Source organism: Aeromonas tecta, from assembly GCF_000820185.1.
Lineage (GTDB): Bacteria > Pseudomonadota > Gammaproteobacteria > Enterobacterales > Aeromonadaceae > Aeromonas > Aeromonas tecta.
This window is the reverse complement of the sequence record NZ_CDCA01000029.1, coordinates 11281-26209: the sequence shown is the minus strand read 5'-3', so window position 1 is coordinate 26209 and position 14929 is coordinate 11281. Positions and strand designations below refer to the sequence as shown.

The 14929-nt window shown below is 57.4% G+C and carries 13 protein-coding genes; all 13 read left to right on the top strand.

Annotated features, from left to right (window positions below; translation table 11 throughout):
* Positions 1-202: 202 nt before the first annotated feature.
* On the top strand, positions 203-1549 hold the full coding sequence (locus BN1137_RS13660) for a tyrosine-type recombinase/integrase (protein ID WP_050719143.1): 1347 nt from the start codon (positions 203-205) through the stop codon (positions 1547-1549).
* Positions 1550-1713: 164 nt separating this feature from the next.
* A complete protein-coding gene (locus BN1137_RS13655) occupies positions 1714-2310 on the top strand; it encodes a hypothetical protein (RefSeq protein WP_232306945.1) in 597 nt (198 codons plus the stop codon).
* Between the two features lie 123 nt (positions 2311-2433).
* A complete protein-coding gene (locus BN1137_RS13650) occupies positions 2434-2718 on the top strand; it encodes a helix-turn-helix domain-containing protein (RefSeq protein WP_050719141.1) in 285 nt (94 codons plus the stop codon).
* A gap of 1 nt (position 2719) precedes the next feature.
* Positions 2720-3520 carry a hypothetical protein gene (locus BN1137_RS13645; protein ID WP_050719140.1) on the top strand — a complete coding sequence of 267 codons (801 nt, stop codon included), beginning with the start codon at positions 2720-2722 and terminating at the stop codon, positions 3518-3520.
* Positions 3517-5874 (top strand): DNA primase family protein, encoded by a 2358-nt coding sequence (locus tag BN1137_RS13640; protein WP_050719139.1) that lies wholly within the window; start codon positions 3517-3519, stop codon positions 5872-5874. The genes BN1137_RS13645 and BN1137_RS13640 overlap by 4 nt, the downstream gene beginning before the upstream one ends.
* A 1002-nt stretch (positions 5875-6876) precedes the next feature.
* Positions 6877-7392 carry a terminase small subunit-like protein gene (locus BN1137_RS13635; RefSeq protein ID WP_232306944.1) on the top strand — a complete coding sequence of 172 codons (516 nt, stop codon included), beginning with the start codon at positions 6877-6879 and terminating at the stop codon, positions 7390-7392.
* Positions 7393-7755: 363 nt separating this feature from the next.
* Positions 7756-9906 (top strand): nuclease-related domain-containing protein, encoded by a 2151-nt coding sequence (locus tag BN1137_RS13630; RefSeq protein WP_050719138.1) that lies wholly within the window; start codon positions 7756-7758, stop codon positions 9904-9906.
* A 222-nt stretch (positions 9907-10128) separates the two neighbouring features.
* The gene (locus BN1137_RS13625; protein WP_198150647.1) at positions 10129-10704 is read left to right on the top strand and encodes a recombinase family protein; all 576 of its coding nucleotides are present in this window, start codon (positions 10129-10131) and stop codon (positions 10702-10704) included.
* 145 nt (positions 10705-10849) lie between these two features.
* Positions 10850-11200, top strand: a complete 351-nt coding sequence (locus tag BN1137_RS13620; protein ID WP_050719137.1) for a BON domain-containing protein — start codon at positions 10850-10852, stop codon at positions 11198-11200.
* A gap of 153 nt (positions 11201-11353) precedes the next feature.
* Positions 11354-12487, top strand: a complete 1134-nt coding sequence (locus tag BN1137_RS13615; protein WP_050719136.1) for an ABC transporter permease — start codon at positions 11354-11356, stop codon at positions 12485-12487.
* Entirely contained in the window at positions 12471-13280 is an 810-nt protein-coding gene (locus tag BN1137_RS13610; protein ID WP_269745126.1) for an ABC transporter ATP-binding protein, read from the top strand. Before BN1137_RS13615 ends, BN1137_RS13610 begins: the two co-directional genes overlap by 17 nt.
* Positions 13277-14230: an MlaD family protein gene (locus tag BN1137_RS13605; RefSeq protein WP_198150646.1), complete on the top strand. Its 954-nt coding sequence runs from the start codon at positions 13277-13279 to the stop codon at positions 14228-14230. The genes BN1137_RS13610 and BN1137_RS13605 overlap by 4 nt, the downstream gene beginning before the upstream one ends.
* Positions 14227-14898 (top strand): ABC-type transport auxiliary lipoprotein family protein, encoded by a 672-nt coding sequence (locus BN1137_RS13600; RefSeq protein ID WP_050719134.1) that lies wholly within the window; start codon positions 14227-14229, stop codon positions 14896-14898. The genes BN1137_RS13605 and BN1137_RS13600 overlap by 4 nt, the downstream gene beginning before the upstream one ends.
* Positions 14899-14929 lie beyond the last annotated feature (31 nt).

Genomic DNA, 14929 nt, shown 5'->3' with positions numbered 1-14929 from the left:
GTGCCGGTAAGAGGAGTCGAACCCCCGACCAACGCATTACGAATGAGAAAGTGTGTGAATGTACTCACATTTACCAACCTATTTCATGCTATACAAAATAGGGCTTTAGGCCTAGCGTTGCTTTACTGAGTTAACACGAATATTGACCTGATTTGTTAGCCGGTGTTAGCCCGGTGTTAGCCTGAAGGAGTTAGGCTGGATAATGGTTAAGTTCAAATTCACAAAAACAGCACTACTGTCGCTAGCTCCGCCGGAGTCTGGAAAGCGTTCTACTGTATACGATAGCGAAGTACAGAAGCTGGCAGTACGGATCACCGCAGCGGGCTCTCGCACCTTCTACGTTGTAAAGCGTGCCGGTGCTTCGATTGCTTGGATCAAGCTCGGTTCTTTCCCCGAAATGACAGTCGAGCAGGCCCGTAACGAGGCGCAGAAGATTCTTGGCGAGTTTGCCGCTGGCGCGAACCCAGCCGAAGCTCGTCGGGCGATTCGGGAGGAGCCCACCTTTACCGAGATGTTTGAGCAATTCCTGGTCGAGAAACGTAAGCGCGACGGCACCCCAATCGGCGAGCGTACCAAGCGTGACTACCGTGACACCCTGCGCATGTACATGGAGCCGATTAAGGCGCACAAACTGTCACAGATCACCCGTGCCGATATTAAGGCGATCCACACCAAAACCACGAAAAAAAGCGAAGCCCAGGCCGACAGGGCTCTCGCCATCATTTCCTCAGTGTTCAACTTCGCCGCCGATCTGGAGATATTCAGCGGCATCAACCCAGCGAGCCGCATTCAAAAAAATCCGGCTCCATCACGGGATCGTTTTGCCCAGTCGTCCGAACTACCATACCTGTTTGCTGCCATCGACGAATCGAGTCTCGTCGACTTCTTTCTGTTGTCACTGCTGACGGGGGCCCGACGCGCCAATGTACAAGAGATGGCCTGGCGCGACCTTGACCTCGAAGCATTCATCTGGCGGATTAACATGACCAAGAATGGCACTCCGCAGAACGTCCCCTTAACCCCAGAGGCGGTGGCTATCCTTGTCGCTCGCAAGCAAATGGCTGGCCACTCATATTTTGTATTCCCCGGAAAGGGCAAGACCGGACACCTGGTTGAACCGAAAAAGGCATGGGCAACAATCCTGCGTCGTGCCAGCTTGTATCACTTGCTCGACCATCTTGAGGAGTTGGGCAAGCTCACCAGTGAGGAGCGTCAGCAGGCCGAACTACAAATCGCTCAAGCGCCCGTTGCCGCCGAAAGACGTTATCGCGCGGTGGCCAATGGGGTTGGAATAGACCCAGCGACCTATGACATGACTGACCTGCGTATCCACGATCTGCGCCGCACTCTGGGGAGTTGGCAGGCCAAGACAGGCGCTTCGCTGGCGATCATCGGTAAGTCACTAAACCACAAAACACATCAGGCTACGGCAATCTACGCCCGCCTGGATCTCGACCCTGTGCGCCAATCCGTTGAGACAGCAACAAACGCCATGATGGAAGCGGCCGGGATCAAATCGCCCGTAGAGGGAGTGACGAGTAAACGCTGAACGTAATTGGCTCAGCTGCAATTCGCGTGAGACCGGGGGGACCGGAATCCAGACAAACTTCGGCCTTCCTAGTCCGTTGAGGCGAATAGCATTGATTCCACATGCCTTGTTTCGTTGAACGCCGAGGAGGGCGATAGATGGTAGAACAATGTTGGGAGAATGGTATGGATATTGAGTCTGAAGATGAATATGTCAAAGCATGTAGTTCATTGGCTGAGACTCTTATGAGTAGTAACAATCAAGTCCAATTGGCAGAGAAACTTGCACAGCACATTTTCTATGTGGTTGAGCTCAAAAGAACCGCGGCAGTACAAGTAGCCACCATCGAAAAACTAAGTAGAAAATTAGATCTGTTAGATGAGGCTTACCAGCAAGAAGTACTGAAAAATAAGATTCTGCGACAAGATGCTGTGACAATTGCCAAAGAAACCGCAATGATCGCGATAAATGCAAAACAGTGCCATAGCACTAAACAGCGTATGGAAGGAGGGCTAGACCCGATTAACGAGAGGAAAGGTGTCGTGCAAGAACTTGCCCGATCCATCGCAACCGAACTGTGGCAATCCGATTTTGAGAAGAAAATCCGTATTATGGAAATGGCCGACTTAGTATACCGGGCCCTCAATGACAGGAGCTTCTCTGATGTGTTGCCCGACACGGTGGAGCGAGTGAAAGATTGGATTAAGCCAGTTGCGCCGGAGTATGCCCGGATGGGTGGACGACGCAGCAAAAAAAAAGGACACAATCGGAAAACCGTGTAACCGTAACGGATAACCCCATATCCGTAACGGATAACCCCATATCCGTAACGGTGGGGTAATATAGCGAGCGCCAGTCTGTTTGGACAATGACTTCATCAAATCAACCAAGATGGAGTCATACCAATGTTTACCACCCCCTCCGATGATTTTGCCGAACTCAAGGCTGAGATTTTCGCGCAGGTTGTCACGCAACTCTGCTTTGACCCTAAGAATCCTCCGGTTTACGTTGGCGATAAACAGGCTGCTGAGGTCCTCGACCTGAAGGTGTCGACGCTGGCTGTCTGGCGTTCTACCGGCCGCTATAACCTGCCCTATTTCAAGGTCGGGCGCCTGGTGAAGTACCGCGTCAGCGATCTGGCTGAGTTCTTGGCGCGCCGCACGGCTCACCACACCGGTGAGGGCATCTAACATGCAGGTCACCCGTACCGAATCAGTGAACCACGACTCTCACTGTATTATTTGTTTCCTCCCCATTATTCACCTCGTGCTCCAACTGGCATCGCTGCTGTTTGGCATTTATCTGATCCAGATCATCCTGTATCTGGTTGCGCTTGCCACTGTGAACCGCAAAAGCACTTGCCTTACCCCCTTTACCGGCTGGTTCTGCGGGGGGGACGGGCTCCCTGAAGTTCTGTTCCCCCTGACCAACATCGCAGGTGCTTACCACTTGTTGACTGGTTACCCCAATTACTGTGGCGAGACGGAACCCTGCCTGAGCAGCAGTAGGCGGCGGATGACCAACCCGATGGGCAAGCCCGCCATTAAAGGGCTGGGCAACACCGAAGTGCAAAACGGTGTGCAAAACACCAAAAAAGGCTGCGAAATAAACAATGTAAATGATGTGCACGAGGTGATGATCGAGGCCAATAAAAAAAGCCGCCATTGCGGGGCGGCTCTGTCTAACTTGTCTCGTAACGCTCAGCCTGTGAAAGCCGACCCCGAGATCGTAGCACCTCACTACGCCATGGCAAGCAAAAGCCGTCAGGCGCCAGTCAGCAAGGCGTCCATCAAAGGCCAATTCATGCTCTACGGCCAGACCGAGGAAGATCGTCAGGAAGCCATGCAACGCATTGAGCAGGCCCGCGTCAACGATGATGGACTCAAAGATGCGGACGACCAGCCAGCGGATCCCTATAGCTCGATGACTCCGATGCAGAGCCTGTTGGCAAAGCGTGACCTGCTGCGCAATCGCAAGGGGGTGAAGTCATGACCGACACTTCCGACGCTCTCACCCTTGATGTGTTTGACGAGGCTCCCTGTAAGGGGGGCCGTACCTCCCTGCAACAGAAGGCCTACAACATCGAGGCCGCAGGCTATGCGCTGATCCCGCTGGGCAACAACGGCAACCCGCAACCCTACGCCAAGGGGCAGAAGTACCCCGCCAGCATGGTGAGCCGTGACGCTGAGCGCTTTGGCGTTCGTCTGGACGGCGCGATCCTGCTGGACTATGACGGCAACAAGGGCAAGGGCAAGGACAAGCCCAAGCCGATGCCCGTAGCTGATCTATTTGGGTTGCTGATGGGCGAGCCAGTGACGGAGCAGGACGCATTGAGCGAGGTGGCACAATGCCGCATCAAGGACGGCAACGATGATCGCTCCTATCACTGGCTGTTCAGCTTGCCAGAGGGGGTTGACGCTTCCGAGCTGCGCCAGTGCGTAAACGGGGCATGGCCGGGAGTGGACATTAAGACGGGAAACCAATTGATCTATATCAAGGCCGACAAGACCCTGCCGGATGACACGATCCCGAAGCTGGCCGATCTGATGGAAGCACCGCCCGCCCTGCTGGATCGCATGAAGCGCACCGCGCCAGTCCGTACTGAGTTCGCCGCCGTCGCATTGACTGGCGAGACAACGAAGTACGGGGCCGTCGCGCTGGCTGGCGCTTTGGAATCCGTCGCCAACGCGCCCCAGGGCCAGCGCAATGAGACCTTGAACCGGGAGACCATGAAGATTGCGCAACTGGTAGCAGGCGGGGAGATTGCCGCCAACGACGCCGCCGTGCTTGAACGTGCCGCGCTTGCAGCTGGCATGGGTCGTGCTGAGGTGGTTGACACTATCCGGAGCGCCACCGCCAAAGGCATGAGCGAGCCGCGCAAGGCACCTGAGCGCAAGATTGAGGCCCGCCAGAATGTGCCTCATCACCCCCTGGCTGGCAAGGTGGTACCCCTGCGCCCTGCGCCTGCTGATGCATCAACGCAGGATCTGGACCCTGACACCCTGTCGAAGATGCCTGCGAACAAGCTGGGGCGCATCATTGCAGAACTGCTCGGGACGTCTGCCGTCTGCCGCGAGTCGGGGATCGTCTATCGGTATGGCGATGGCGTGTGGTTGCCTGTGTCAGACGCTCGCCTTGCCCCGATGTTGGCCGAGGTGTTTGATCATGTAGGCGCTACCTATACCGCCAAGAAGCTGAACGGCGCTGTGGAGACAATGAAGTTGGGTTTGCCCGAAATGGAGGCGCCGACAGCTAGCCTGATTGGATTCGCTAATGGCGTGTATGACTTGAAGGCGTTTCAGTTCCGCGCTCACTCGCCCAGCGACCACCTGCCGAGCCATAACGGGATCGAGTACGGGGAGCCATTGGCCGGTGAGACGCTGGAGCGGCACGCTCCCAACTTCATCAAATGGCTGAGCCATGCTGCTGGGGGCGACCCCGACAAGTTGGATCGTATCCTCGCCGCGCTCTATATGGTGCTGGCTAACCGCTACGACTGGCAGATGTTCCTTGAAGTGACCGGGGAGGGTGGCAGTGGCAAGTCAGTTATGGCGAACCTGTGTGAGTTGTTGGTGGGGAAGGAGAACGTGGGTTCTACTTCCATGGAGGCAATGCGTGGCCAATTTGGCCTCGAGAACGTCTGGGACAAGCGCTTGATCCTGCTGCCAGACCAATCCCAATACATCGGTGATGGCGCTCTTCTCAAGGCGATCACTGGCGGGGATGAGGTATCAATCAACCGCAAGAACAAGGCGCAGTTCAACGCCAAGGTGCGGGCTGTGGTGATTGCCACCAACAACGAGCCCATGAAGATGACCGAGCGTAACGGGGGTATATCACGCCGCCGGGTGATCTTCGCTTTCAACAATGTGGTGTCCGAGGCCAACAAAGACCCCGCTATCGGGGACAAGATCGCCGCAGAGCTGCCGGTGATCATTCGTCACCTGCTGGCCCAGTTCGCAGACCCTGAGCAGGCACGTCAGTTGCTGCTGGAGCAGCGCGACGGCGCTGAGGCGCTGGCCGTCAAGCAGGAGGCCGACCCGGTGATCGCCATGTGCGCACTGCTGGAGTTTCTGAGTGAGACGACGGGGCTTCGTGTTGGTGGTGGCAACTGTGTCCATGACCCTGTCCGCTTCTTGTATCACTTCTATTTGGAGTATCTGAAGGCCGAGGGGCTGGATCGCCCGCTGCACCGCACTGCGTTCGGTAAGGCGATGAAGGCAGCCGCCAAGGCTTACGGCGAGGAGTATCAGACCCGCAAGAGCAACGGGGATCGTGTCACCAACGTGAAGTTGAAGGACGAAGCCCGCAGCGTACTGCCGCAAGCGCGATTGTTGGATGACTAAGCCAGCCAGAAGATAACAAGGGCTTCCAGACCGGGAGCCTTTTTTTGGCTAACGCTAACGTGGTTGCTAAATATTGGGGATTTACTGGCACTGTTAGTACTTTTGCTCTGAAAGCCGCATCATTAATGACTTAGAGAGCAGTGCTAGTATTTTTATTACTGGTACTTACTAGCACTGAGGCACTGCCGACCGAAAAATGAAGATCTATAAACAGTGCCAGTGAGTGCCAATAGAAAAACCTACGGCACTGCCCTACACGCCGCGCCATTACTGGGTTTTTTCGAAAAAGTGTCCACAGTGCCAGTAAATGGCTAAGTCACCTCGCAACCTTGGCGCACACTATTCCGACCCATCCACGAACCGGCAGCCGCCTCATTCTCTGGTTGGAGATTTTTTGCCCTCCGATCACCCGTTTTCATGGCGCTTTGCACGCTAACCAGCGCTCCCGCCGGATGCGTAATCCACTGGCCCTGCCAGGGAAGGTGCAACGCGGGCCACAGACCATCGGATGGACGACCATGCCATCAAGAAGTGGCATTGCCAGATGTGCGTGGCTTCCACTACAGCGATAGAACCATAGAGCCAGCACATATGCTCAAGGGGGGGAGAAGCTGATAGGGGAAGGTGGATTGGTTTATCGCCACACATCCGGGCGACGATTATCGGCCTCCCCCTGTGGGGCTGGATACCAACTTGCCCCCTAGCAAATACTGGTCGCCTATGACCAACTCCCCTATATCAACAACAGACTCCCCAGACTGGCACAGTATCGAACTGGCGTACTGTGCTGGCCGCCAGAGTGTGCGTCAGATAGCGATAGGTCACGGCGTCTCACATACCGCCATCAACAAGCGTGCCAAGACGCGCAAATGGTTAAGAGTCGCAACACTAGGTAACGTTACTTCATCTTCAGGGATGCCAACGGCCCCTATACCTAGCGCCGAACATGTGACTTCCACAACTCAGGTTTTGATCCCAGTTTTCACTTCTCAGGTTTCCAATATGGAAACCAATACGTCGGACTCCAAGCCGCTACCTAGAGGCCGTCGGAGCGCATTCACGAACGAGTTGGGTGAGGCTATATGCAGCGCCATTGCTGATGGGATGAGTTTACGTGCAGTGCTTGCACGTCCGGGCATGCCGTCCAAATCCATGGTGATGCGCTGGCTGGCTGATGAGCGCTACATAGAATTTAGGGACCAGTACGCGTGCGCGCGCGAGGATCAGGCCGATAAATTGGCCGACGAGATCCTCCAGATTGCCGATGACGGTAGCAATGACACCTACCTCGACGCCAAGGGCAACGTCAAAGTTAACCATGATGCGATTGCACGCTCCCGCCTGCAGATCGATGCCCGTAAATGGCTGGCATCGAAGCTGGCCCCCAAGAAATACGGTGACGGGGTGCGGCAAGAAAACTCTGGCGCCAACAGCGGGAGCAAAAATGTGAAATCGACCATCACGTTCGTGTATCCACCCAACAGGGACGAAGACGGCAATGTGATAAAGGATGACTGAACGTGCAAGAGTGAATTAAAGCTCAAGATCCAGCGCTGCAATCTCGTTCGGGACGAAGGGGTCGGGGGTTCGAATCCTCTCACACCAACCAAATTCAACAAGGGCTTCGCTTCGGCTAGGCCCTTGTGCTTTTCCGGTCCCCCTATTCTGTGGGGCATTTTGATTTGCTGCCCTGTTTACCACATCTGCAATCGCTAGCTCTTGGCTCCTTATCCGTTGTTTCCCCCTTCAGGGAAACGTGTTAACTATTTCCTTCCATACAGCTCCATACAGATTGCCCGACTCGTGGTGGGTATCATATGGGCAGCTCATTTCAATGTCTTTGAATCTCAAGGTTCAACGGCTGGAAAAGGATCAACAGATATGCAGGGCCAGGAGCGGCAATGCCAGGAATTTTACCAAACTCTCTTTGCTGAATATGCGCAGCAGCTTGCCCCATTCGTAGCACTCGATGAGTGTCTACACGCCTTTTTGGATCAACGTCCGAGTGGCAAATATACCGCGCGCAATCGTGCTGCCGGACTAGCTGCCGCGACCTTCTGGTGGGAGCCAGCGAACTTGGAAGGTGCTCAGCTGGCAAGCTTGGCATTAGGGCGTATTTTGCATTGCGAGGATGCGATCAGTACTGCGTTGCTAGATCATCTGGCCGTTTGTCATCCTGGAATTCTTCGCTGGGCAATTCGCTATTCGAAGCTTTTTACGCGCACCGATTCAGCGCTCTGGCGGCATCTCCGAGACAATCTCGTCAGCGGGGATTGGTGCGAATTTTTCGGCGTCTGTGATCGCTTACTTGAGCAACTCGAACCATTCGACGAAGCAATTGCACTGGCAGAGACCCACCTGAAGTCGCTTTCGTTGCTAGAGCTGCTTTCATATTTGAGTGTGATCGCATATGGGCAACTTGGTGTCGCTAAGGATAGAGACAGTTCTGCGGAAGATTGGGATGTCTATGATCGGCTAATAGCGCGCAAGCTGTCGAATTGCTCTGAGCGTGATTTTCAGCTGACAGAGGAAGCTCTCGGCCGCTCTCTTAAGCGTCATTTGTCGCCAATCCTTTTTCCACAGTCAGGTGTGGGGCGAGAGAATGTTGCCAACCTCGAATCGGTCGCCTTGCTTATTGCCGCCATGCGCGAGCGAATAGACTACGAGAATTCCATCAATTGGTTTTGTTTTGACAGTGATTGCGGTTACCAGCTCAAGCCGGGGCAACCGGTCATCTTCAACAAAACCGATCTGGGCTCACAGCGCTGGCAGCGTACCGGGCGCAAAAGCAAGTTGCTTTGGCACTACTGGATGTACCGCGCGATTGACCAATTCGCAGCTTCGGATATGGCTGGCAAAATCATCGGGAGACCGGAAAACCACGAAGCGAATCAGCTTGCTTACATAAAAGCCATCCGCAGTCAGCTTTACCTGCAGACGATTTTCGGTCTGGGTGAGCGGGTCAGACTGAACGACGGAGCTGAGGTAGCACTGCACCACGCGATATTAGCCAGTGAGCTGACGACAGTGTTTTTTGAGCAGGCGTTTCTTCAGCCTTTTCTTCGCTATATGGCCGACTCTGGTGTAGCAGCGAAAGCACTGGGGCAATTAGCTCTGGAAGGGCTTGTACAAGGCGAGAATCGCTTTCCCATCACCTGGTCGGAACCGAAAGATAAGATCCGTCGTATTTGTGGTTGGACCGTCAGCCCTGAGCATCCCAAGGGCGACACCGAAGCGGCCAGTGCCATCCTGAAGTTCTGGACCAGTGATCTGCAGGCTCTATCCGCGCAGATGAGGCAAATACCAAACATGCCGTCACCACGACTGTACGAGCGACCGTTCTACAAGATTGGCCGCTACAGCTTTCAGTTCCCCTGGGTTGCCGGTCAACAGAACAATCTGACCGCTGCGGTGAATAACCTGCGTCGTGTTCAACGCAGACCAGATTTGCGCAGCGAAACGGAGCGTATTGAACATACCCTTGCCGAAGCGCTAAGGCAGAGGGGGTTCCGCGTCGTCGTGGGCTACCAACCGCCATTGAGTGATGAGCGCGATGCTGGTGAAGTGGACCTGATCTGTCACTTGGATGGGGTAGTGTTGCTGCTTGAGGTCAAGTCTGGCTTCATTCGTTCAACTCGCCATGAAGTCTGGCTGCATCGAACCAATACCCTGCGCAAGGCGGCAAGACAGTTAAAGCGCAAGAAACCGGTTGTGCTTCAAGCCCTGCAAAATGACCAAGGGTTGCGTTCAGATCTATTGCTGAGTGATTTCAATCCTCTGCCAGCTCTGCATGCTTGGGTTGTGGATACTGCGATTGAATTTGATGGTGAGGTCATCGATGGTTTTCACGTCGTCTCCCGCGAGATCATGGAGATCGCTTTGCGCGATGAACCGCATTATCTGCGCGCGTTTGAACAGATGGACGAGGCTGAGGTTGGGAATGAGGAAGAGACACTGTATGCCGACGGATTCAGTGCGCAAGCTCTTGTTAGGTTGATCGAGTCCGATGGGATCTGGCGTGACTTGCTTTAGGCTCCAACCATTTGGCATGAACCAGAAATGGATAGCGAGCAACTTAACGGGTTAGGCTAGAACTGCCTTGGTCCTCTTTGCCGCTTTGTAGTGGCTCGCAACGTGTACCTTTTGGCCCACTCAGCCACCCCTCCCAAACCATAGGCTCAAAGCTGTTGTCTTTCATATGAGCCACATCTACATTTAGAGCCATAGATAATGAGCCAACCAAAGGGGCAAATCATGGCGGTGATCGGATATCTCAGGGTCAGCACCGGCGAGCAGAGCATTGGGGCGCAGCGTCACAGCATTGAGCAGACTCACAAGGTGGAGACCTGGTTTGCTGACGAGGGCGTATCGGGGGCAGTGAAGGCGCTACAGCGTCCTGGGTTCGCCGAACTGTTCAAGTTCATACGCAAGGGCGACACGCTGATCGTACCCGCAGTCGATCGCCTGGGGCGCAATACCATCGACGTGCTGAACACGGTTGAGGCATTGCAAGGCAAGGGCGTTTCCATCATCAGTCTGCGGGAGGGATTTGACCTGTCCACGCCCATCGGCAAAGCCATGCTCACCATGTTGGCGGCTGTTGCAGAGCTGGAGCGCTCGAACATCAAAACCCGTCAGATGGCCGGGATCGCCAAGGCGAAGGCAGAGGGCAAGACGCTCGGACGTGAAAAGATAATTGACGATGCCGCTGTTGCTATCTGGCGTAAAGAGCACTCGGCGAGCATTAAATCGACAGCTGAACACTTCGGGATCTCGCTCGCCAGCGTAAAACGCGCTTGTCGGGTAGCGGCTCTTAATGGTGGGTCATAACGCCATGCGTTCTCCCCCACAGCCAGAGTTATGTACGATGCCGTACAGAACTTAGCGCAGCCTCGTGTTAAACCTTCGTCACGGTGAACGGATTGGATTGGTGCTGCCTGGCGCACGCTTTTCAACCTTCAGGGAAGGACCCATCATGAACCACACACTCAGAGCCCCTTTGCTCCTGGCTGGCCTGTTGCTGCTACCGGTCGCCGGCCATGCCGCCGGGACCGCCTATGATGCCGATGCGTCGACGACAACGGGATCGACGGCAATGGAATATGTCGAGGATTCGGTCATTACCACCAAGATCAAGGCCGAGTTGGCCGCCGAGCAGATCTCCAGCCTGGTCAATATTCATGTCGATACCGACCAGGCCGGGGCGGTTGTCCTGAGCGGTGGCACGGCGGATCAGGCGGCGGTGGACAAGGCCGTCTCGATTGCCGAGGGCGTCGAGGGGGTGACCTCTGTCAAACATGACATCAGGGTCGAGGTCGACCAATAGGCAAGGGCTGCTACCCACAGCTATCTCGTGCAGTAGGTCCGCTGACCGTGGCGCGTCGGCGGGTTCTTTGCTCAGGCGAGTCAATCCATCTATGGTGGCGCGTTGGCGCGTCGCCTGTTCGGGTCACTCAAGCTATCAACAGGCAGGCGGACCATGATCCTGACTACGACCGAACCGGCTGCCATCACCCAAACGACACCGCAGGCACTGGTGCTATCGGGTGCGTGGACGGCGCGCGGTATAGGCCGGCTCACCGGTGATCTCGATGCGCTGTCGGCCCCGGCGGGGTCGGCCTGGATCATAGACGCCTCGGGCATTGAGGCCTTCGATACGGTCGGCGCTTGGGTCGTACAAAAACTGCTGCGCCGTCTGCGTGATGATTCGGCCGGCGTCGAACTGCGTCAGCTACGCCCCGAGTTCGCCAGATTGCTCGAGGTCCTCGACCAGGATCTGGACGTCAGCCAGCCACCCACCCCGGCTCCCCCCCTTGTGCTTTCCAATCTCGCCAGCCTCGGTCGCGGCACGGCCAGCGCCCTGGAACAAGGCTGCGCCCTGCTCGCCTTCATCGGCGAATACACGTTCGCCTTTGGCGGCTGGTTGGCCCACCCGACGCGCATTCGCTGGCGTCCCATCCTCTACAACATCCGCAGCGCCGGTTTCGATGCGCTGCCCATCGTCGGCCTGCTCTCCTTCCTGCTCGGCATCGTCGTCGCCTATCAGGGGGCCGATCAGCTGCGCCAATATGGCGCCAACATCTTTGTCGCCGATCTGATCGGCCTCTCTATGTTGCGCGAGTTCGCACCGCTGATCACCGCCATCATCGTCGCCGGTCGCTCGGGGTCGGCCTATGCGGCGCAGATCGGGACCATGGCGGTGACCGAGGAGATCGATGCCATGCGCACCATCGGCATCCCGCCGCTCGACATGCTGGTACTGCCCAAGGTACTCGCCCTGCTGATCGCGCTGCCCCTGCTCACGATCTTCGCCGATCTGCTCGGTGTCCTGGGTGGCATGCTGATGGCACGGGTCCAGTTGGCCGTCGGCGTGGTCGAATTCCTCGATCGCTTCGTCAAGACGGTCAGCGTCACGGACCTGTTGATCGGCATCGGCAAGGCGCCGGTATTTGCCGCCATCATAGTGACCGTCGGCTGTTTCCAGGGATTTCGCACCCATGGCGGAGCCGACAGCGTCGGGCGGCAGACGACGCGCAGCGTCGTCCACTCCATCTTTCTGGTGATCATGGCCGACGCCCTGTTCTCGGTCGCCTTCAGTGCCCTGGATCTCTGAGATGAACGGCCAGACCCGCAGCGCCATCCCGGCCATCGCCATCAGCCAGTTGACGACGCGCTTCGGTGAGCATGTGGTGCATGACGGTATCGATCTGGTCATCGGCCACGGCGAGATCTTCGCGCTGATCGGCGGCTCGGGCTCGGGCAAATCGACCCTGCTGCGGGAGATCATCCTGCTCCAGCAACCCGAATCGGGCTCGATCCAGGTGCTAGGTGTCGATCTGGCCAATATCGATGACACCGCAGCGCTCGCCCTGCGCCAGCGCTGGGGCGTCATGTTCCAGAGCGGCGGTTTGTTCGGCTCGCTGACCGCCAGGGAAAACGTCGGCCTGCCGCTGCGCGAGCACACCGTGCTGGCCGACGCTCTGATCGACGAGATCGCCGACTGGAAACTGGCGATGAGCGGCCTGGAGCCCGCCGCTGGCGCTCAGTATCCGGCCGAGCTGAGCGGCGGCATGATGAAACGCGTCGCACTCGCTCGCGCCCTGGCCCTGGATCCGGAACTGCTCTTTCTCGACGAGCCGACTGCCGGCCTCGATCCCGAGAGCGCCGGCGAGATTGACCAGCTGATCCACAAACTGCGCGACCTGTTTGGCCTGACCATCGTCCTCATCACCCATGACCTCGATCTGCTGTGGCAGGTGGCCGACCGCGTCGCCGTGCTCGGCGACGGCAAGGTGCTGGGGGTCGGCTCTATGGTTGAGCTGGCGGACATCGATCTGCCGGCAATCCGGAAATTCTTCGACGGTCCGCGCGGGCGGGCCGCCCAGCAACAGAGCGGGGCCACATGATGGAAACGAAAGTCAATTACACCCTGGTCGGCAGCTTCGTTGTCATCCTCGGCGCCGCGCTGGTCGCCGTCATTCTCTGGCTCGCCTCGGGCGGCGCCTTCCAGAAGACATACGATCTCTATCTCGCGATCTCGGAGGAGTCGGTCGCCGGCCTCAATATCGATGCGCCGGTCAAATACAACGGCGTCGATGTCGGCAAGGTGCGGCAGATCCAGCTCGACCCGGTCAACCCCGAGCGGGTCAATCTGCTCTTCGCCCTCGATCACGGCACGCCGATCAAGCAGGACACCGTGGCCGTCCTCAAGACGCAGGGTCTGACCGGCATCGCCTACGTCGAGCTGAGCGGCGGTGCCAACGACCAGCCCCTGCTGCAGGCCAGGGCCGGTGACGACTATCCGCAGATCCTCACCAAGCCCTCGCTCTCCGCACGCCTAGAGAACGTCCTGACCAGCGTGCTGGCCAAGCTGGACAGTACCTCGAACAACTTGAACGCCCTGCTCGGTCCGGAAAATCAGGCAGCCTTCAAGAGCACCCTGGCCGACCTCGCCCAGGTGGCGCATACCCTGGCCGCCCGCAACGAGAGCATCGATGCTGGCCTTATCGATGCCGCTCGGACGATGAACAATAGTGCGCGAGCGAGCACCGAACTCGATCCGTTGATCGAGCGCATTGGCCAGGCGGCCGACGCCGTCGAGAAGATGGGCAATGAACTCGCCGGCACCAGCGCCAGCGCTGGCAAGACCATCAACTCAGTCGGTAGCGGCCTCAATCGCTTCACGGCGGAAACCCTGCCCCAACTGGAGCGCCTGATCGGTGAGCTCAGCGTGCTGAGCAGCTCGCTGCGTCGTCTCAGCGAACAGACCGAGCGCAATCCCTCCGGGCTGCTGTTCGGCCGCAAACCGGTGCCGGATGGCCCTGGAGAAGCATCCGAGAGAGGCCGAAAGCCATGATCAGCCACACACGATTACCCTGGTTCAGGCTCGTCGTCGCCACACTGTTGCTGGCCCTGCTCGGCGCCTGCAGCATGTTTGGTGCGACCGAGGAGCCACCACCGGCTTTCTATTCGCTTTCCGGTGCCGGGCCTGTCCCACCGGTGACCGCCTTGCCGGCGGTCAGATCGAACAGGGCGCCGACGCTGATCGTCAATCCGCCGCGTGCCGCGCCCGGCTTTGACAGCCAGCACATCATCTACGTCCGCGAGCCCTATCAGCTGGAGTATTTCGCGCACAGTGAATGGATCGATACGCCGGCCAGGATGCTCGCCCCGCGCATCGTCGCCGCGCTCGAGGGCACCGGCGCCTTCCGCGCCGTTGTCCTGGCCCCCATCGCGGCGGCCGGCGAGCTGCGCCTCGATGTCGACATCATCCGTTTGCAGCATGAGTTCGACCATTCGCCCAGCCGTACCCGCTTCACGCTGAGCGCTTACTTGGTCGATAACGACAGTCGTCAGGTGCTGGCTTGGCGCGAATTTGATGAAGCGGTGGTGGCGGCCGAGGCCAATCCTTATGGCGGTGTGATGGCGGCTAATAGCGCCGTGCAGCACGTCTTGCAGCGCCTGGCCAACTTTTGCGCCGAAGAGGCTGGCCACTGGCAATCGGCGCCAGGAACCCACCGCTGAACCGCAGAGGCACCAAAGCGCGGCAAGAGAA